The sequence below is a fragment of the Streptomyces sp. NBC_01451 genome (assembly GCF_036227485.1).
In the GTDB taxonomy this organism is placed as follows: Bacteria; Actinomycetota; Actinomycetes; order Streptomycetales; family Streptomycetaceae; genus Streptomyces.
This window is the reverse complement of record NZ_CP109479.1, coordinates 1,126,310-1,148,347: the sequence shown is the minus strand read 5'-3', so window position 1 is coordinate 1,148,347 and position 22,038 is coordinate 1,126,310. Positions and strand designations below refer to the sequence as shown.

Below are 22,038 nucleotides of genomic sequence, written 5' to 3'. Positions count from 1 at the left end.
TTTTGGTTAGGTAATGCTTACCTTAGTATGGCCTGCGGTCCTCCGGCTCAGCCGGTCCGTACACCCTGGAGGCACGGTCGCCTGTGTCCGGTTTCGAAGTTCGTGTGCCTGGTGTCGACGACGACGCGGAAGGCGCGCTCTCGGCCTTCTGGCGGCGGTGCCTCGAACCGCTCCCGCAGGAGACGGCTCTCCCGGTCGACTTCCCGTACCCACTGCACCCCACCGGTGAACGGCACACCCTTCGCCGCCCGCTGACTTCGACGGCCGGCGAACCGACCCTCCTGGCCGCGTACGCCGCACTGCTGCACCGCTACAGCGGCGCTCGCGACATCACCCTCGGGTACGGCGGTCTGCCGCTGAGGATCACCGTGGACGGCGGCGACTCTTTCGCGGACCTCGTACGGCAGGTGGCCCGGGCGCGCGAGGACGCGCTGGCCCACCGGGTCGAACACGCCACACTGGTCGCTTGGTTGAGCCCAGAGCCCACCCGGGGCGGCGGACTGCTGTTCAACACCGCGTTCGGCGACGTGCCGGGTGACGGCGACCGGCTCGACCTCGCCCTCGAAGTCGGCTCCGGCGACCTGCGCGTCACCTACCGGCAGGACCTCTTCGAGGCCGTCACCGCCGAGCGCGTCGCCGACCACTACACGACCCTGCTCGCCGACGCCCTCGCCCACCCGCACACTCCCGTCGGCGAGTTGGAGCTGCTGGCCGCCGAGGAACGCCACCGCGTCCTGCACGAGTGGAACGACACCGACCACGGCATCCCGCTGCGCACCTGGCCGGAGATGTTCGCCGACCAGGTCCGCCGACGCCCGGACGACATCGCCCTGGTCTTCGAGGACACCTCGCTCACCTACGCCGAACTCGACGACCGCGCGGGCCGGTTGGCAGCCGCCCTGATCGCCCGGGGCGCCGGACCCGAGCGCGTGGTCGCCCTCGCGGTACCCCGCTCGGCGGAGCTCATCGTCGCCGAGGTCGCCGTACTGAAGTCCGGCGCCGCCTACCTTCCGGTCGACACCGACTACCCGGCCGACCGGATCTCCTACATGCTCGCCGACGCCGACCCCGTCTGCCTGGTCACCACCGCCGAGGTCGCCGCGGACATCCCGGTGGCCGACGGCATGGCTGTCGTGATCCTCGACTCTGCGAACACCGTGAGGGAGTTGACGGAGCATCAGCCCGCTGTCGCCGACCCGCGCGCACTGACCGTCACCAACGCCGCGTACGTCATCTACACCTCGGGCTCCACCGGCCGTCCCAAGGGCGTCGTCCTCACCCACGCGGGCGTCGCCAAGCTGGTCGCCACGCAGACCGAGCGGTTCGGGATCGGACCGCACAGCCGGGTGCTCCAGTTCGCCTCGCCCAGCTTCGACGTCGCGTTCTGGGACCTGTGCCTCGGCCTGCTGTCCGGCGGCCGGCTCGTCGTCGTACCGTCCGAACGCCGGGTGCCCGGCGCGGCGCTCGCCGACTACGCCCACGCGCACGGCATCACGTTCATGATCCTGCCGCCCGCGCTGCTCGCCGCGATGCCCGAGGACGTCGAACTCCCGCCCGCCACCCTGCTCGCGGGCACCGAACGCGTCTCGCCCGAGCTGGTCGGACGGTACGCGCGCGACAGGATGATGTTCAACGCGTACGGTCCCACCGAGGCGACCACCAACTCCACCCTCGGCCTGTGCGACCCGGACATCCCGGCCGGTTCCGTCGTCCCCATCGGCATCCCGGACCCGGGCACCCGCGCGTACGTCCTGGACGCCCGTCTGAAGCCCGTTCCGGCCGGTGTTCCGGGCGAGCTGTACCTCGGTGGCGCCGGACTGGCCCGCGGCTACCTCGGGCGCCCCGACCTGACCGCCGAGCGGTTCGTCGCCGACCCGTTCGGCGCCCCCGGCGAACGCCTCTACCGCACCGGGGACCTGGTGCGCCGACAGGCCGACGGCCGTCTGGTGTTCCTGGGCCGCGCCGACTCCCAGGTGAAGATCCGCGGCTTCCGCATCGAGCCCGGTGAGATCGAGTCCGTGCTGCGCGGCCATCCGGCCGTGGACCAGGCGGCGGTCGTCGTCCGCGAGGACCGGCCCGGGGACCGGCGGCTCGCCGCGTACGTCGTGCCCGCACTCGACGCCGAGGCCTCCGGCCACGACACCGCCGGCCAGGTGCAGGAGTGGAAGGACCTGCACGATCTGCTCTACTCCGCCGCCGGATCGGAGGGCGGAACCGATGGCGGGGCGGGCCTGCGCGAGAACTTCGCGGGCTGGAACAGCATGTACGACGGGCTGCCCATCCCCGTCGAGGAGATGCGCGAGTGGCGCGCGGCAACCGTCGCCCGTATCGAGGAACTCGCGCCCGGCCGCGTCCTGGAGATCGGCGTCGGCAGCGGCCTGATCCTCTCCCGCATCGCGCCCGACTGCGCGGAGTACTGGGGCACCGACCTCTCCGAGGAGGCCGTACGCGCCCTGCGCACCCAGATCGACGCGATACCCGAACTCGCCGACAGGGTGAAGCTGTCCGCCCAGGCCGCCCACGACACCACAGGGTTGCCGCAAGGACACTTCGACACCGTCGTCATCAACTCCGTCGTCCAGTACTTCCCGGGCGCCGGATATCTGACCGACGTCGTCCGGGCGGTCGAAACGCTCCTCGCTCCCGGGGGACGGCTGTTCATCGGCGACGTGCGCAACGCCCGGCTGCTGCGCTGCCTGCGGGCGGCCGTCGAAAGCCGCCGCACCCGCGACACGGAGGACAAGCAGGCCCTGCGGGCCGCCGTCGAGCGATCCGTCGCCTGGGAGGGCGAACTCCTCCTGGACCCCGACTACTTCGCGGCCCTCGACGGCTTCGACGCCGAGATCCTCGTCAAGCGCGGCGCCCACCACAACGAACTCACCCGGTACCGGTACGACGTGGTGCTCAGCAGGCGAACCGCCGCCCGCCGGCCTGCCGACGGCGAGGAGATCGTCTGGAGCGGGCCGGAGGCACTCGAAGCCCGCCTGGCCGAGAGGCCCACCCTGCTCCGGGTCACCGGTGTGCCCAACGCCCGCCTCGCCGAGGACCTGGCCGCGCTGTCCGCCCTGGACGACAGCAGCCGTACGGCGGACGCCCCGGACCCCGAGGTCTTCCACGCTCTCGGCGCCCGGTACGGCCACCGGACCGCCGTCACCTGGAACGGCACCGCCGACGACGGCAGCCTCGACATCGTGTTCGCCCTCGGCGACCTCCCCCTCACCGGCCTCTACCGCCCGTCCGGCAACACCCCGCACGCCAACCGCCCGGCACCCTTCCGTGACGTCAACGCCCTGATGCGGTCGCTGCGTTCGTACGCGGCCGACCAACTGCCCGAGTACATGGTCCCCGCGGCCGTCGTCCCCCTCGACCGCCTCCCGGTCACCCCCAGCGGCAAACTCGACGCCGCCGCGCTGCCGACCCCCGACTACGGCGCCCTCAGCGCCGGCCGCCCGCCCCGCGACGCCCGCGAGGAACTGTTGTGCGCGGCCTACGCCGATGTCCTCGGCCTGCGCTCGGCGACCATCGACGACGACTTCTTCGCCCTCGGCGGCGACAGCATCACCGCCATCCAGCTCCTCGTCCACGCCCGCCGCGCCGGCCTGCGCCTCACCTCACGGGACGTCTTCAGGCACCGTACGGTCGCCGCGCTCGCCGCGGCAGCCGGCGAACTCGTCCGCCAGGACCGCCGGGACGCGGAGCCGGCCACCCCGCTGGTCGTGCTCACCGAGGCCGAACTCGCCGAGGTGCAGGGCGAGTTCCCGGTCTCCGTCGAGGAGTCGCTGCCACTGAGCCCTCTCCAGGAGGGTTTCTACTTCCACTCCCTCGTCGACGGCGCGGATCTCGACGCGTACGTCGTCCAGCAGGCCCTCGAACTGACCGGAGCCGTCGACAGCGCAGCCCTTCGCAAGGCCGCCCAGCGCGTCCTGGACCGGCACGCCCCGCTGCGCGCCTGCTTCCGCCGCCGCCCGGACGGGCAGCCCGTGCAGATCATCGCCGCAGACCTCGAACTGCCCTGGCGCGAAGTCGACCTGACCGTCCACGACGGTCCCGCCCGCACCCCGCTGGCCGACGCGGTCGCCGCCGCCGAACGAGCCCGCCGCTTCGACCTCGCCAACCCGCCCCTCATCCGCTGCGCGCTGATCCGGCTCGACGGGAACCGCAGCCGACTGCTTCTGACGTTCCATCACATCGTGGCCGACGGCTGGTCGTTGCCGGTCCTGCACCGCGAGCTGATGGCCTCCTACGGGGACGCCCCGGCCGCGCTGCCGCAGCCCGCGCCCTACCGCGCCCACCTGCGCCACCTGGCCGCCGCCGACCGCGAGGCCGCGCGCACGGCATGGCGTTCGGCCCTCGCCGGGATCGAGGAACCGACCCGGCTCGTCGAGACGCCCGCCGACGGCACGGCCGTCGAACCCGCGCAGATCCGCCTCGAACTGTCCGAGCGGGTGACCGCCCGGCTGGCGGCGCTGGCGCGCGAGAACGGAGTGACCCTGGGCACGGTCGTCCAGGGCGCCTGGGGACTGCTCATCGGCCGGCTCACGGCACGTCAGGACGTGGTGTTCGGCACGACGGTCTCGGGGCGGGACGCCGAGGTCGAGGGCATCGAGTCCATGATCGGCCTGTTCATCAACACCCTCCCGACGCGCTTCCGCTGGGAACCCAACGACACACTCGCCGACCTCCTCGGCCGCCTCCAGGACGAGCAGGCCCAACTGCTGGACCACCAGCACCTCGGCCTCGCCGAACTCCAGCGTGTCGCGGGCCTCGCGGGCGCCGGTGAACTCTTCGACACCCTGGTCGTGTTCGAGAACTACCCGGCCGCGACCGACCTCGCCGACCCGACCGGCTCCCTCCGGCTGACCGGCCACGAGTTCCACGACGCCGTCCACTATCCGCTCGCCCTGATCGTCAAGCCCGGCCGACGGCTAGACCTGCGGCTCAAGCACCACGCCCAGCGGCTCGACGCCGAGGCCGTACGCCGCATCGCGGACCGGCTCTCCCGCATCCTGCACGCCCTGGCCACCGACCCGGGGCAGACCGTCGCCGACGTGGACCTGCTGTCGGCCGAGGAGCTCCTCGCCGCCCACCCGACCGGTGAACACCGGGACATCCCCGGCACCACCCTCGCGGCGGCCTTCGAGGCACAGGTGGCCCGCAGCCCGCAGGCAACGGCGGTCGGGTACGAGGGCGAGACACTCACCTATCGCGAACTCGATTTCAGAGCAGGCCAGTTGGCGGGCCGCCTGACCGCCCGGGGCGCGGGTCCCGGCACGGTCGTCGCCGTCGCCGTACCGCGCTCGGCCGAGCTGATGGTCGCGCTGCTCGGTGTACTGAAGTCGGGGGCCGCCTATCTTCCGGTCGACGTGGACTATCCCGCCGACCGGGTGGCCCACATGCTCGCCGACTCCGGTGCCGGGACCGTGGTGACCACCTCGGCGACCGCCCCTCAACTCCCTTCGGGGCAGACCCTTCTGCTGCTCGACACCCCCTCCGAGGAGAACGTCGAACCGCTCCCTGCCCGGCCCGCCCACCCCGACGACCCGGCCTACCTGATCTACACCTCCGGCTCCACCGGCCGCCCCAAGGGTGTCGTCGTCACCCACCGGGCCATCCTCAACCGGCTGGCGTGGATGCAGGGTGAGTACGGACTGACCGCCGACGACCGGGTGCTGCAGAAGACCCCGGCCAGCTTCGACGTCAGCGTCTGGGAGTTCTTCTGGGCGCTGTGCGAGGGCGCCGCCGTGGTCCTCGCCCGCCCGGACGGGCACCGCGACCCCGCCTACCTGGCCGGTCTGATCCGCGAACAGGGCGTCACCGCACTGCACTTCGTACCGTCGATGCTGGAGGCCTTCCTCCAGTCCGACGAGATCACCACCGACCCGACCTGGGCCGCGTCCCTGCGCAACGTCTTCAGCAGCGGCGAGGCGCTGCCCGGCGCCGCCGCCGCCCGCTGGCGCGAGCTGACCGGCGTACCGCTGCACAACCTGTACGGCCCCACCGAGGCGGCCGTCGACGTGACGTACCACCCGTACGACGGCGCACCCGGCACCACCGTGCCCATCGGGCGTCCGGTGTGGAACACGGGCCTGCGCGTCCTGGACTCCTGCCTGCGCCCGGCACCCGAAGGGACCCCCGGGGAGCTGTACCTGACGGGCGTTCAGCTGGCCCGCGGCTATCACGCCCGGCCGGACCTGACCGCCGAACGCTTCGTCGCCGACCCGTACGGGGAACCCGGCACGCGCATGTACCGCACCGGTGACCTCGTACGCCGCCGAGCCGACGGCGTGATCGAGTACCTCGGCCGCACCGACCGCCAGGTGAAGATCCGGGGCAACCGGATCGAACTCGGCGAGATCGAAGCCGCGTTGAGCCGTCAGCCGGCGGTCGCCCAGGCCGCCGTCACCGCGAGCGGCGGCCGGCTGGTCGCGTACATCGTGCCGGTCCGTGACGCCGAGGTGCCGCCGCCCGCCGAACTCCAGGCCGCGCTCGCCCAGGAGCTGCCCGCCGCCGTCGTCCCGGCCGCCTACGTCGTCCTCGACGCCCTGCCGCTCACCCCGAGCGGCAAGCTGGACCGGGCCGCGCTGCCCGCCCCCGAGGCCGCACGGGCCGGGACCCGCGCTCCGCGCAACGAGCGGGAACACTTCCTCACCGGGATCTTCGCGGCCGTACTGAAGCTCGAAGACGTCGGCATCGACGACGACTTCTTCATGCTCGGCGGCGACAGCATCACCTCCATCGGCGTCTCCAGCCGCGCCCGCCGGGCGGGCCTCGACCTCAACCCGCGTGACGTCTTCGAGCACCGCACCCCGGCCGCCCTCGCGGCAGCCGCGGCGCCCGTGGCCGAAGTGGCCGCCCTGCGCTCCTCGTTCACCCTCACGGCCGAGGAGACCGAACGCGTCCACCGGCTCAGTCCTTCCCCCGTCGAGGACATCTGGCCGCTGGCCCCCCTCCAGGAAGGCCTGTTCTTCCACTCCACGTACGACGACAGCGCCCTGGACGTCTACACCGTCCACGAGTCCTTCGACCTCGCCGAACCCCTCGACACCGGGCGACTCCGCACCGCCGTGAGCGTGTTGCTGGACCGCAACCCCAGCCTGCGCGCCGGGTTCACCAGCGAAGGACTGCGCCAGCCGGTCCAGTTCATCGTGCGCGACCCCGAGATTCCCCTCGAAGAGGTCGACCTCTCCGGGCTCCCGGCGGACGAACAGGACATCCGGCTGCGGGAGTTGACCGACGCCGAGCGCTCACGCCGCTTCGACCTCACCCGGCCGCTGCTCTTCCGTATGCTCCTCGTCCGCCTAGGCGTGGACCGGGGCGACCGGCTGGTCGTCGGACGTCATCTGCTCCTCTGGGACGGCTGGTCCGCCTGGATCTTCCTCGACCAGCTCTTCGCCCTGTACGAGAACGGCGGCGACGCGAGCACCCTGCCCGCACCCGGCAACTACCGTGACTACCTGACCTGGCTGGAGGTCCAGGACACGGCGGTCGCCACCGGTGCCTGGCGCCGCGCCCTCGCCGGACTCGACGAGCCGACCCTGCTCGCCGCAGCCGACCAGGGCCTGGAACCGGACATCCCGGAGAGCCTCGACGTCCTCGTCCCGGACGAGGTGGGCGAGCGGCTGCGCGCCATCGGGCGGCAGCACGGGCTGACCCTCAACACCCTGCTCAACGCGGCCTGGGGGCTCACCCTGGCGAGCGCGACCGGCCGTACCGACGTCGTCTTCGGCACGACCGTCGCCGGCCGGCCGAGCGAGGTGCCGGACATCGAGAACGTCATCGGAATGTTCCTCAACACCGTCCCCGCCCGTATCGCCTACGACCCGGCCGAGCCGGTGCTCGGGCTGCTGCGCCGCGTCCAGGACGAGCGGCTCGCCGTGATGCCGTACGAGTATCTGGGCCTGGGTGTTCTACAGGCCGAGACCGGGCACCGACGGCTGTTCGACACGCTGTTCGTGCTGCGCAACAACGACACCGAGGAACGGCTCGCCGAGCTGAGCGACCGGCACGGTGCCACGGCCGTCGCCAACGTCGACGCGACCCACTACCCGGTCAATCTCGTCGTCACCCCGGGCCGTTCCATCCAGGTCACCCTGACCCACCGGGCCGACGTCGTCGCGCGCCCCCAGGCGCAGGACCTGCTCGACCGCTTCACCCTCCTCCTGGACCGACTCACCGACCACCTCGACGCCCCGGTGGGCGGCCTCGACCCGCTACTCCCCTCCGAGCAGGCCGAGTTGGAGCACGAGCGGGCCGCCGGACGGGTCCCCGACCCCACGGACACCATCGCCGACCTGCTGGCCGCCCAGGCCGCCGCCACCCCCGACGCCACGGCCGTCGTCTTCGGTGACCGCACCCTGACGTACGCCGAACTCGACACCCGCATCAACCGGATGGCGCGGCTGCTGATCGCGCGGGGCGCCGCCCCCGAGCGGGTCGTCGCCCTCGGTCTGCCCCGCTCCCTCGACATGGTCGTCGCCCTGTTCGCCGTACTGCGCACGGGCGCCGCCTATCTGCCGTTGGAGCTGGACTACCCGGACGACCGGCTCGCCGCGATGCTCGACGACGCCCGGCCGACGATGCTGCTGTCCACGGCCGCCGTGTCGGCGCGACTGGTGGGCGAGACGCCGCGCGTGCTGCTCGACGACCCGGCGATCACCGCCGAACTCGACGCGTACGCGGGCGACTCGGTCTCCCTCGCCTTCAGCCTGGAACACCCCGCCTACGTCATCTACACCTCCGGTTCCACTGGCCGTCCCAAGGGCGTCGTCACGCCCTACCGCGGTCTGACCAACATGCAGCTCAACCACCAGAAGGAGATCTTCGAACCGGCCATCGCGTCGGCGGGCGGACGACGGCTGCGTATCGCGCACACTGTCTCCTTCGCCTTCGACATGTCGTGGGAGGAACTGCTGTGGCTCGTCGAGGGGCATGAAGTCCACATCTGCGACGAGGAGTTGAGGCGCGACGCCGAGGCACTGGTCGCCTACTGCGAGCGCCACCGCGTCGACGTCGTCAACGTGACCCCGACCTACGCCCATCTCCTCATCGAGGAAGGCCTGTTGGAGGGCCACCGCCCGCCGCTGGTGCTGCTCGGCGGCGAGGCCGTGTCGGAGACGGTGTGGAACCGGCTGCGCGACACCGAGGGCACATACGGCTACAACCTCTACGGGCCGACCGAGTACACCATCAACACCCTGGGCGGCGGCACGCTCGACAGTGCCACGCCGACCGTCGGCCGTCCGATCCGCGGCACCCGCGCCCACATCCTGGACGCCTGGCTGCGTCCGGTCCCCGAAGGCGTCCCGGGCGAGCTGTACATCGCCGGTATCGGCCTGGCCCGCGGCTACCTGGACCGGCCCGCCCTGACCGCCGAACGCTTCGTCGCCGACCCGTTCGGCGAACCCGGCGAGCGCATGTACCGCACCGGCGACCTGGTCCGGCGCAACCCCGACGGCAACCTCGACTTCCTCGGCCGCACCGACGACCAGGTCAAGATCCGCGGCTACCGCGTCGAACTGGGCGAGATCGAGACCGCCCTCGCCCAGCACGACCGGGTCGCCCACGCCGCCGTGGTCGTCCGCGACGAGCGCCTCGTCGGATACGTCGTCCCCGCGCAACTCACCGGCGATGACCGGGCCTTCGCCGAACGCGACCAGGTCGGCGAGTGGCAGGAGATCTACTCCGACGAGTACGAGGAGATCAGCACCGCAGTCTTCACCGAGGAGTACGCCGGCTGGGACTCCTCCTACGACGGACAGCCCATCCCCTTCGACCACATGCACGAGTGGCGCGAGGCCACCGTGGAGCGCATCCGCTCGCTGCGGCCCCGCAGGATCCTTGAGATCGGCGTCGGCTCGGGCCTTCTCCTGTCCAAGCTCGCCCCGGACGCGGAGGCCTACTGGGCCACCGACTTCGCCGCCCCCGTCATCCGCAAGATCGGCCAGGAGCTGCTCCAGGACCCTGAACTGGCCGCCAGGGTCACCCTCCGCGCCCAGCCCGCCGACGACCTGACCGGCCTGCCCGGCGACGGCTACTTCGACACCGTCGTCATCAACTCCGTCATCCAGTACTTCCCCAGTATCGACTACCTGACCTCGGTGATCCGGGGCGCGATGAAGCTGCTGGCCCCCGGCGGCGCGCTGTTCGTCGGCGACGTCCGCAACCTGCGGCTCGCCCGCGCCTTCCAGACCGAGATCCAGGAGGCGAAGGGCGTCACCGGCGACGCGCTGGCCCGTGCCGTCGAACGCGGCCTGCGCCTGGAGAAGGAACTCCTCGTCGACCCCGACTACTTCACGACCCTCGGCTACGGCGTCGACCTGCGCACCAAGCAGGCCCGCCACCACAACGAACTCACCCGCTACCGCTACGACGCCGTGCTGTACGCCGACGAGCCGGACGTCCGGCTGACCGATGTCCCGGCCGTCCCCTTCGACGCCCGGCAATTCGGCGCCGACAGCGGCGAATTGGCGGCCCTGCTGACCGCGGCCCCGCTGCGCCTCACCGGCATCCCCGACGCCCGCATCGGCGCCGCCGGGGGAGTCGACCCGGAGACCCTGCGCGACCTCGCCGCCGAACTCGGGCACCGCGTCCTGACCACCTGGTCCGGCGAACCCGGCACGTACGACGCCGTGTTCGTCACCGGCGAGGTACCTCCGCTGACCGCCGGGCTCTATCTCCCCGGCGGCGGATCGGCCCCGTACGCCAACTCCCCGACGGCCGCACGCGACGCCAACAGCCTGATCCGGCAGCTCCGCGAGGACCTCAAGCAGCGGCTGCCCGAGTACATGGTCCCGGCCGCGTTCGTCACCCTCGACCGGCTGCCCATGAACGACAACGGCAAGCTGGACGTCCGTGCCCTGCCCGACGCCGAACCGGCTGTCGCCCTCGGCACCGGCCGAGGGCCGCGCACCCCGCAGGAAGAGGTGCTCTGCCGGCTCTTCGCCGAGGTGCTCGGCCTGCCCGAAGTCGGTGCCGAGGACGGCTTCTTCGACCTCGGCGGGCACTCCCTGCTCGCCACCCGTCTGATCAGCCGGGCCCGGACCGAACTCGGCGCCGAACTCGCCATCCGTGACCTGTTCGAGGCACCCACGCCCGAACAGTTGGCGGCACGTGCCGACACCTCACGCCCGGCCCGCCCGGCCGTCACCCCCGCCGTCCGGCCCGAGCGCATCCCGCTCTCGGCCGCACAGCGCCGACTGTGGCTGGTCGAACGGATCACGGGCAGCGGTGTCGCCTACAACTTCCCGCTGGTCTTCCGTCTCCGCGGTGACCTGGACCTCGACGCACTCCGGTCAGCCCTACGGGACGTCGCGGGACGCCATGAAGCACTGCGGACCATGTTCCCCGAGCAGGACGGAGAGCCGTACCAGCTGATCGTTCCGGCGACCGGGGCCGACCCCGAGTTCACCGTGACGGACTGCGCGGAGGCGGAGCTGGCGGACCGGATCGAGTCGGCCCAGCGCCGCCCCTTCGACCTGACCGCTGAACTCCCGCTGCGCTGCGCGGTGTTGAGGGTCGGTCCGGCCGACCATGTCGTGGCCGTCGTCCTCCACCACATCACCACCGACGAGTGGTCCGACCGTCCCTTCCTGGCCGACCTCACCACCGCCTACCGGACCCGGCGCGCGGGCCGCGCCCCCGAGTGGGCTCCGCTGCCGGTCCAGTACGCCGACTACACCCTCTGGCAGGACGAACTGCTCGGCCAGGTCGGCGCGGACCAACTCGACCACTGGACCGGGACCTTGCGCGACCTCCCGGAGGAACTGCAGCTGCCGCTGGACCGGCCCCGCCCGGTCGAGCCCACCGGCCGTGGCGGCAAGGTCCGGCTGGAGCTGCCGACCGGGACCGGCCTGGCCCTGCGCGACCTGTCCGCCACCACCGGCACCAGCATGTTCATGCTGTTCCAGGCCGCCACGACCGCGCTGCTGCACCGCCTCGGCGCCGGTGACGACATCCCCCTCGGCGCCCCCATCGCAGGCCGCACGGACGACGCCCTCGACGATCTCGTCGGCTTCTTCGTCAACACGCTGGTGCTGCGGACGGACCTGTCGGGCGAAGGACTGACGTTCCGGCAACTCCTGGCCCGGGTAAGGGAGTCGGCCCTGGTCGCGTTCGAGCACCAGGATCTGCCCTTCGACCGGGTCGTCGAGGCGCTCAACCCGGCCCGTGTCCCCGGCCGCAATCCGCTCTTCCAGATCATGCTGGGCTACCACTACCGCCCCGACGGCGACCCCGATGTGCTCGGTATGCCGACCGAGTGGTTCGACATGGACACCGGCATGGCCAAGTTCGACCTCCACTTCACCTTCGTGGACGAGTCGGACCGACTGACCCTTCTCCTGGAGCACGCGACCGACCTCTGCGACGAACCGACGGCCACGAGGACGGCGGCTCGGCTGGTGCGGCTGCTGGAGCAGGTGGCTGCCGACCCCGACGTGCTGGTGCGGGACCTGGCGGTGCTGGAGGGGTCGGAGCGGCTGGCTGTTCTGGGCGACTGGAACGACACCGCGCATGAGGTCGCGTCCACGAGCCTGCCCGGGTTGTTCCGGGCCCAGGTGGCCCGTACACCGGACGCCCTGGCGCTGGTGTTCGGCGAACAGCGGCTCACGTACGCCGAGTTGGACGAGCGCGTCGAGCGGACCGCCCGAGTGCTGGCCGGCATGGGAGTGGGCCCGGAGCGTACGGTAGCCGTCGCGCTGCCCCGCTCGGTGGAGCTGGTGGTGGCCCTGCTGGCCGTGCACCGTGCCGGAGCGGCCTATCTGCCGCTGGATGCCGATTATCCGGAGGAGCGGCTGGCGTTCATGCTGGCGGACGCCGAGCCGGTCGTGGTGATCCGTGATGTGCTTCCGGAGGCGGTGGCGGAAGGTGAGCTCCCCGCGTCCTACGATCCGTTGAGTCCCGCTTATGTCATCTACACGTCGGGTTCGACGGGTCGTCCCAAGGGTGTTGTGGTGCCGCACGTGGGCATCGTGAACCGTCTGCTGTGGATGCAGGGGGAGTACGGGCTGGGCGTGGACGACCGTGTGTTGCAGAAGACGCCGTCGAGTTTCGATGTGTCGGTGTGGGAGTTCTTCTGGCCGCTGATCACCGGCGCGACCCTCGTCGTCGCCAAACCCGAGGGACACAAGGACCCCGTCTACCTGGCCGGACTGATCCAGGAGCAGGCCGTCACCACCGTGCACTTCGTACCGTCGATGCTCCAGATGTTCCTGGAGGAGCCCTCGGCGGCGGGCTGCCTCGCGCTGCGGCGGGTGATGTGCAGCGGGGAGGCGTTGCCCGATGAGCTGGCCCAACGGTTCCGTGCTGTGCTGTCGGCTGAGTTGCACAACCTGTACGGGCCGACGGAGGCTTCGGTCGACGTCACCGCTGGTGAGGTTTCCGGGGTGTCGGGTCGGGTGTCGATCGGTCGTCCGGTGTGGAACACGCGTGTGTATGTTCTGGATGCGGGGTTGCGTCCGGTGCCGCCGGGTGTGGCGGGGGAGTTGTATCTGGCCGGGGTGCAGTTGGCGCGTGGTTATCTTGGTCGTCCGGGGCTGACGGCGGAGCGGTTCACGGCGGATCCCTTTGGTGAACTCGGTTCACGCATGTACCGGACCGGTGACCTGGCACGCTGGACGACAGAGGGAACGCTCGAATACCTGGGCCGGACCGATGATCAGGTGAAGATTCGTGGCTTCCGTGTCGAGCTGGGGGAGATCGAGTCGGTCCTCGTCCGCCACGAGACCGTCGCGCACGTCAGCGTCGTCGCCCGCGACCAGCGGCTCGTCGCGTACGTCGTCCCCGCCGACGCCGCTGCTGTCGACAGCGCGGCACTCCGCCGACACACGGCCGCCACGCTGCCCGAGCACATGGTTCCCGCGGCCTTCGTCGTCCTCGACAGGCTGCCCCTCACCCCCAACGGCAAGCTCGACCGCAAGGCACTCCCCGCCCCCGACTTCACGGCGGCGACCGGGACGGGCCAGGGCCAGAGTCAGGGCCTGCCACGTACCCCGCGCGAGGAGATCCTCTGCGGCCTGTTCGCCGACGTACTGAACCTCGAACGCGTCGGCGTCGACGACGACTTCTTCGCCTTCGGCGGTCACTCGCTCCTTGCGATGCGCCTGGTCAGCCGGGTCCGTACGGCGCTGGCAACGGAACTCACCGTCCGTACCGTCTTCGAGGCGCCCACCCCCGCCCGCCTCGCCGCGCGTCTCGGCGGGGGCACGGACGCGGCCCTGCCCCTGCTCGCACCGGTGGTCCGCGACCGGGACGGAGATCGGGGCGGCGACGAACCCCTGCCCCTGTCCTTCGCCCAGCAGCGACTCTGGCTGCTGCACCGCATCGACGGCCCCGGAGCCACGTACAACATCCCGGCGGCCTGGCGCCTGACCGGCGACCTGCAGCTCGACGCCCTGACCACGGCCGTGCGGGATCTCGCGGTGCGCCATGAGAGCCTGCGCACGGTGTTCCCCGAACACGACGGCCGCGCCCGTCAACTCATTCTGGGGCACGATGAGTTCGAGATCCCCGTACATCACGAGCGGGTGACCGAGGAGGAACTCGTCGACCGGCTGGCCGACGCCGCCGGGCGTGGCTTCGAACTGGACAGTGAGCCTCCGCTGCGGGCCCATGTGTTCGAGACGGCTCCGCGGGAAAACGTCCTGCTGCTCGTTCTGCACCACATTGCCGGGGACGAATGGTCGGACCGTCCCCTGTGGCGCGACCTGACCACGGCCTACCTGGCCCGATGCGAAGGCCGTGCGCCGGAGTGGGCTCCGCTGCCCGTGCAGTACGCCGACTACACCCTGTGGCATCACCGGCTCCTCGGGGAGGACTCCGACCCCGGCAGCCTGCACGCCCGCCAACTCGCTTACTGGGAAGACGCATTGGCCGGACTTCCCGAAGAACTGGTCCTCCCGGTCGACCGTCCGCGTCCGCCGGAGGGAAGCCGGCGTGGCGGCGCCGTCGGGCTGACCCTCGACAGCGAGCTGGAACTGGCCCTGCGCGGCCTCGCACACCGGCACGGCGTCAGCATGTTCATGGTGGCCCAGGCGGCCGTGGCCGTACTGCTGCACCGGCTCGGCGCCGGTGACGACATCCCGCTCGGCGCGCCCATCTCGGGCCGTGGTGACGAAAAACTGGAGGACCTGGTCGGGTTCTTCGTCAACTCCCTCGTCCTGCGGACCGACTTGTCGGGCGCCCCGACCTTCGCCGAACTGCTCGACCGGGTACGCGACACCGACCTCGCCGCCTACGAGCACCAGGACCTGCCGTTCGAACGCCTGGTGGAGGTCCTCAACCCGACCCGTTCACTGGCCAGGCACCCACTGTTCCAGGTCATGGTCGTCTACCTCGGCGACCCGGGCGCGAGCCCCGACTTCCCGGGTCTGGCGGCACGCCGTGAGCCTCTCCGCCAGCAGAGCGCCAAGTTCGACCTGAGCTTCGACTTCATCGAGCAGGGCGACGGGTCCGGCATCCAGGGCTGGATCGAGTACAGCGCCGACCTGTTCGACCACACGACGGTCGAGCGACTCGCGGGTCGGCTGGTGCGGTTGCTGAAGCAGGTGGTCGCCGAACCTGGCCTGCTGGTAAGGGACGTGGAGGTGCTGGAGGAGTCCGAGCGGCAGTTGGTTCTGAGCGACTGGAACGGCACTGCCCGTGAGGTCGCGTCCACGAGCCTGCCCGAGTTGTTCCGGGCCCAGGTGGCCCGTACACCGGACGCGACCGCCGTCGTCTTCGGCGAACAGGCCCTGACATACGCAGAGTTGGACGAACGCGTCGAGCGCACCGCACGCGTCCTGGCCGGCCTGGGCGCCGGTCCCGAACAGACCGTCGCCGTCGCACTGCCCCGCTCCGCCGAACTGATCATCGCCCTCCTCGCGGTCCACCGCACCGGAGCGGCCTATCTACCGCTGGATGCCGATTATCCGGAGGAGCGGCTGGCGTTCATGCTGGCGGACGCCGAGCCGGTGACCGTCATCAGGGACGCGCTCCCGGACGGCCCGGCAGGTGCCGAACTCCCTTCCTCGTACGACTCGTTGAGCCCTGCGTATGTCATCTACACGTCGGGTTCGACGGGGCGTCCCAAGGGTGTTGTGGTGCCGCACGTGGGCATCGTGAACCGTCTGCTGTGGATGCAGGGGGAGTACGGGCTGGGCGTGGACGACCGTGTGTTGCAGAAGACGCCGTCGAGTTTCGATGTGTCGGTGTGGGAGTTCTTCTGGCCGCTGATCACCGGCGCGACCCTCGTCGTCGCCAAACCCGAGGGACACAAGGACCCCGTCTACCTGGCCGGACTGATCCAGGAGCAGGCCGTCACCACCGTGCACTTCGTACCCTCGATGCTGCGCGCCTTCCTCGACGAGCCCGCCGCCGCGAACTGCACGGGCCTGCGTCGCGTCCTGTGCAGCGGCGAGGCACTGCCTCTCGAACTCGCGGAACGCTTCCACGCCGTTCTGTCGGCTGAGTTGCACAACCTGTACGGGCCGACGGAGGCTTCGGTCGACGTCACCGCTGGTGAGGTTTCCGGGGTGTCGGGTCGGGTGTCGATCGGTCGTCCGGTGTGGAACACGCGTGTGTATGTTCTGGATGCGGGGTTGCGTCCGGTGCCGCCGGGTGTGGCGGGGGAGTTGTATCTGGCCGGTGTGCAGTTGGCGCGTGGTTATCTCGGTCGTCCGGGGCTGACGGCGGAGCGGTTCACGGCGGATCCCTTTGGTGAACTCGGTTCACGCATGTACCGGACCGGTGACCTGGCACGCTGGACGACAGAGGGAACGCTCGAATACCTGGGCCGGACCGATGATCAGGTGAAGATTCGTGGCTTCCGTGTCGAGCTGGGGGAGATCGAGTCGGTCCTCGTCCGCCACGAGACCGTCGCGCACGTCAGCGTCGTCGCCCGCGACCAGCGGCTCGTCGCGTACGTCGTCCCCGCCGACGCCGACCGTACGCCCGACTCCGCCGTTCTCCGCGCCCACGCCACCGCCACGCTGCCCGAGCACATGGTCCCCGCGGCCTTCGTCGTCCTCGACAGGCTGCCCCTCACCCCCAACGGCAAGCTCGACCGCAAGGCACTCCCCGCCCCCGACTTCGCCGCCGAGACCACCGACACGCTCCCGCGCACCCCGCGCGAAGAGCTCCTCTGCGGCCTGTTCGCCGACGTGCTGAACCTCGAACGCGTCGGCGTCGACGACGACTTCTTCACCCTCGGCGGTGACAGCATCGTCGCCATGCAACTGGTCGCACGCGTGCGTGCGGCCGGACTGGCGGTCAGCCCGCGTGACGTCTTCCGCCACAAGACGGCCGCCGGGCTGGCCGCCGCGGCCCGTGACCTGAACGGGGACAACGGAACCAGCGGCACACCGGCCACCGACGCCTCGCTCACCGCCCTCCTCGCCCTCACCGACGAGGAGCGCACCGAGGTCACCGGCTTCGGCGCCACCGAGGTCCTGCCGCTGACGCCGCTCCAGGCGGGGCTGCTGTTCCACGCCTCCTTCGACTCCGGGGACGAGGGGCCGGACGTCTACACCGTGCAGGTGGCGTACGACATCGACGGGCCGTTGGACGCCGCACGGCTGCGGAACGCCGGTCAGGCGCTGCTCGACCGGCACACGAACCTGCGGGCCGGATTCCGGTACCTGTCATCGGGGCGTCCGGTGGCCGTCGTACCACGTGCCGCCGTGCTGCCCTGGCGTCAGCTGGACCTCTCGGAGCTCGACCCGGACTCCCGGGAGGAGCGGTGTACCAAGGCGCTCGCACAGGAGCGTCGGCGCTTCGACCCGGCCCAGCCGCCGCTGCTGCGGCTGATGGTGGTCAAGCTCGGGGACGCCCGGTACCGGCTCGTGCTGTCGCACCAGCACCTGCTGCTCGACGGCTGGTCGGTGCCCCGGCTGGCGGCCGAACTGTCCGCGCTGTACGCGGAAGCGGAGACCGCCTCGTCCTTCGCACTCCCAACTCCCGTGCCGTACAAGGAGTACCTGGCCTGGCTCGGACAGCGGGACGCCGATGCCTCCGCCACCGCCTGGGCGGACGCCCTCGACGGGCTTGAGGAGCCCACGCATCTCGTCCCGGCCGACCCCAACAGGGCGCCGGTCGTGCCGGACACGCTGACCACGCTCCTGTCGCCGGAGCTGACCGAGGCGCTGACCGCACTGGCCCGTTCGCGCGGGCTGACCGTCAACTCCCTTGTCCAGGGCGCCTGGAGCGTCGTACTCGGACGGCTCACCGGGCGTACCGATGTGGTGTTCGGCGCGACCGTGTCCGGACGCCCGCCGGAGCTGGCCGGTGTCGAGTCGATGATCGGGCTGTTCATCAACACCGTGCCGGTGCGCGTCCGGATCGACGAGCGCGAGTCGCTGGCCGCCTTCCTCGACCGGCTCCAGGACGAGCAGTCGCGGCTCATCGATCATCAGCACCTCGGGCTCGCCGACATCCAACGACGGGCAGGATTGGGCGAGTTGTTCGACACGCTCGTCGTCTTCGAGTCGTACCCGGACGGTGGCGAGATCGGCGGAGAGGGCAGCGGCGGACTGCGGATGGAGGTGCGCGACCACCAGGACTCGACGCACTACCCGTTCGCGTGGGCTGTCGAGCCTGCCGAACGGCTGCGCCTGACCGCCGAGTTCAGGACCGACCTGTTCGACCGGACGGCGGCCGAGCGGATCACCGCCGCCATGGTCCGCCTCTTCGAGGCCATGACCACCGACGCCGAGCAGCCGCTGGGCCGCGTCGACATCCTCGCCCCCGAGGAGCGGCACACCCTCCTGGAGACCTGGAACGACACCCGGCTCCCGGACGTCGGCGGGCCGACCACCGTTCCCGCGCTCTTCGAGGCGCAGGTCGCCGCCGCACCGGAGGCCGTGGCCGTGGTCGCCGGGCCGGTCACCTGGACCTTCGCCGAGCTGAACGAGCGCGCCAACCGGCTCGCCCGGCTGCTCACCGAGCACGGCGCCGGACCCGAGCGGATCGTCGCCCTGTCGCTGCCTCGCACGGCGGACTTCCTCCTCGCGATCCTCGCCGTCCTCAAGTCGGGCGCCGCCTATCTGCCCATCGACGCGGACCTCCCCGCCGAGCGCGTACGCTCCATGCTCGACGACGCCGGGCCCCGGCTCGTCCTCACCACCGAGGCCCTCGCCGCCGGCCTGCCGGACAGCGACGTACCGCGCCTGCTGCTCGACACCGACGACACCGCCGTACGACTGCTCGCGCAGCCCGCCGACAACCCGGCAACGGGTCCCGATCCGGACCACCCGGCGTACGTCATCCACACCTCGGGTTCCACCGGGCGGCCCAAGGGTGTCGTGGTGTGCCACCGGAGCGTGGTGAACCTCTTCCACAGTCACCGGCGCGCCCTGCACGATCTCGCCAAGGCGAACACCGGGCGCAGGCATCTGCGGGTCGGGCACTTCTGGTCGTTCTCCTTCGACGCCTCCTGGCAGCCGCAGCTGTGGCTGCTCGACGGGCACGCGCTGTACATCCTCGACGACGAGACCCGCCGGGACCCCGAACTGACCGCCGCCGCCATCCGGGCGGAGGGGATCGACTTCATCGAGGTCACGCCGTCGTTCCTGGCCCAGATGGCCGACAGCGGGCTGATCAAGGACGGGTCGTGCCCGCTCGCGGTGGTGGGTGTGGGAGGCGAGGCGGTGCCGGACGCGCTGTGGAACGAACTGGCCGCGCTGCCGGACACCGAGGCCTTCAACCTGTACGGGCCGACCGAGGCGACCGTCGACGCGCTCGCCGCACGAGTACGGGAGAGCGAGCGGCCAGTGGTCGGGCGCCCCGTCGGGAACACGCGTGCTTACGTGCTCGATGCCCGACTGCGGCCCGTGCCGCCCGGGGTCACCGGTGAGCTGTATCTCGCGGGGGAGGGCCTGGCCCGTGGCTACCTGGGACGCCCGGAACTCACGGCCGAACGGTTCACAGCCGATCCCTTTGGTGAACTCGGTTCACGCATGTACCGCACGGGTGACCTGGCACGCTGGACGACAGAGGGAACACTCGAATACCTCGGCCGCGCCGACGACCAGGTGAAGATCCGGGGATTCCGCATCGAACTCGCCGAGATCGAGGCCGTCCTCGACCGGCAGCCCGAGGTCGGTCAGGTCGTGGTCGTCGCCCGCGAGGACCGGCCGAGGATCAGGCAACTGGCCGCGTACGTCGTCCCGGCCGACGGCGGGCCCGCCCCGGACCCGTCCGACCTGCGCGCGCGGGTCGCCGCCGCGCTGCCCGACTACATGGTCCCGACCGCCGTGGTCGTCCTCGACGAGCTGCCGCTGCTCTCCAACGGCAAGCTCGACCGCCGGGCACTCCCCGCCCCCCGGTTCACCGGCGCCACCGGTGGCCGGCCGCCCGCGAACGACGTCGAACGCACCCTCTGCGCCCGCTTCGCCGAAGTCCTCGGCCTGCCCGGGATCAGCGCCGACGACGACTTCTTCACCCTGGGCGGTGACAGCATCGTCGCCATGCAACTGGTCAGCCGGGCCCGTGCGGGCGGACTGCGGATCACCCCGCGTCAGGTCTTCCAGCACCGTACGGTCGCCGCCCTGGCCGCCGTCGCCACGGAACTGGACGCCGACTCCGCCCGGCCCGCGCACGACGACGGATCCGGCACCCTGCCGCTGACGCCGATCATGCACGCGCTGCGCGAACTCGGCGGACCGATCGCGGGCTACCACCAGGCCGCGTTCGTCCAGACCCCGGCCGAACTCGACGAGGCCGCGCTGCACGCCGTGCTCCAGGCCGTCACCGACCGGCACGACCTGCTGCGGGCCCGACTGGAGCGGGTCGGACGGTGGTCGCTGCACGTACCGCCGCCGGGAAGCCTCGCCCCGGGAGCCTGGTCGGTGCGGGTGGATGTCGCCGGTACCGACGAGGCGGGGCTGCGGGAGATCGTCGCCGAGCAGGCGCGGGCCGCGCAGTCGAGGCTCGACCCGGACGCCGGGCGGATGATCCAGGGCGTGTGGTTCGACGCCGGACCGGACACGCCCGGGCGACTGCTGTTGCTGATCCACCACCTCGTCGTGGACGGTGTGTCGTGGCGCGTGCTGCTGCCCGACCTGGCCACCGCCTGGGGTGCTGTGCGGGAGGGGCGGACGCCTGCCCTGGCGCCGGTCGACCTGTCGTTCCGGAGGTGGTCGGAGCTGCTCGCCCAGCGTGCCGTCGAGCCCGTCAGCGAGGACGAACTCCCGCTGTGGCAAGGAGTGCTGGCGGACGTCGAGCCTCTTCCGCTGCTGCGCCCCCTCGACCCGGAACGCGATGTCACCGAGGCGTCGCGGCACCTGTCCCTCACCTTGCCGGCCGACGGTACGCAGCCGCTGCTCAGCCGTGTGCCCGCGGCCTTCGGAGCAGGCGTCAACGACGTCCTGCTGACCGCGCTCGCGCTCGCCGTGGCGGACTGGCGGGGGTCCCCGTCCGGCGGGTCCGTGCTTGTCGACCTCGAAGGGCACGGCCGTGAGGACGAACTCGCCGGGGACGCCGACCTGTCGCGTACGGTCGGCTGGTTCACCACGGTCGTGCCGGTACGGCTGGACACCGGAGCCGTCGACCTCGCCGACGCGCTCGCCGGCGGCCCCGCACTCGACTCGGCCCTCGCTCGCGTCCGGGAACAGCTGACCGCTCCGCCGGCCTCCGGCATCGGACACGGACTTCTCCGGTACCTCAACCCGGAGACAGGCCCCGTACTGGCCCGACTTCCCCGTCCCCAGATCGAGTTCAACTACATGGGCCGCTTCGGAGTCCCCGAGTCCACCGACTGGTCGTATGCCCCGGAGGCTGACGCGTCCGACCTGGAAGCCGATCCGGGCATGCCCCTGTCCCACGCCCTGACCGTCAACGCCCTGACCGAGGACCGCCCCGGTGGCCCCGAACTCTCCGCCCACTGGACCTACGCCCCCGGCGTCCTGCCCGAGGAGGCGGTACGGGACCTGGCCGAACGCTGGTTCCGGGCGCTCAGGGCGCTGGTGGACCGGGCCGAAACCATCGCCGACTCCCGCTGAGGCCGACCGGGCCGAGGAGCCGACTCGGCCCCCCGACCCCCCGACCTCCTGTCCCTCGACCACCTGA

Annotated in this window: 1 protein-coding gene; it reads left to right on the top strand. The window is 71.4% G+C overall.

Going from position 1 to position 22,038, the window contains the following annotated elements; translation table 11 throughout:
* The first annotated feature begins 104 nt into the window (after positions 1-104).
* On the top strand, positions 105-21,971 hold the full coding sequence (locus OG595_RS04995; RefSeq protein ID WP_329268215.1) for a non-ribosomal peptide synthase/polyketide synthase: 21,867 nt from the start codon (positions 105-107) through the stop codon (positions 21,969-21,971).
* Positions 21,972-22,038 lie beyond the last annotated feature (67 nt).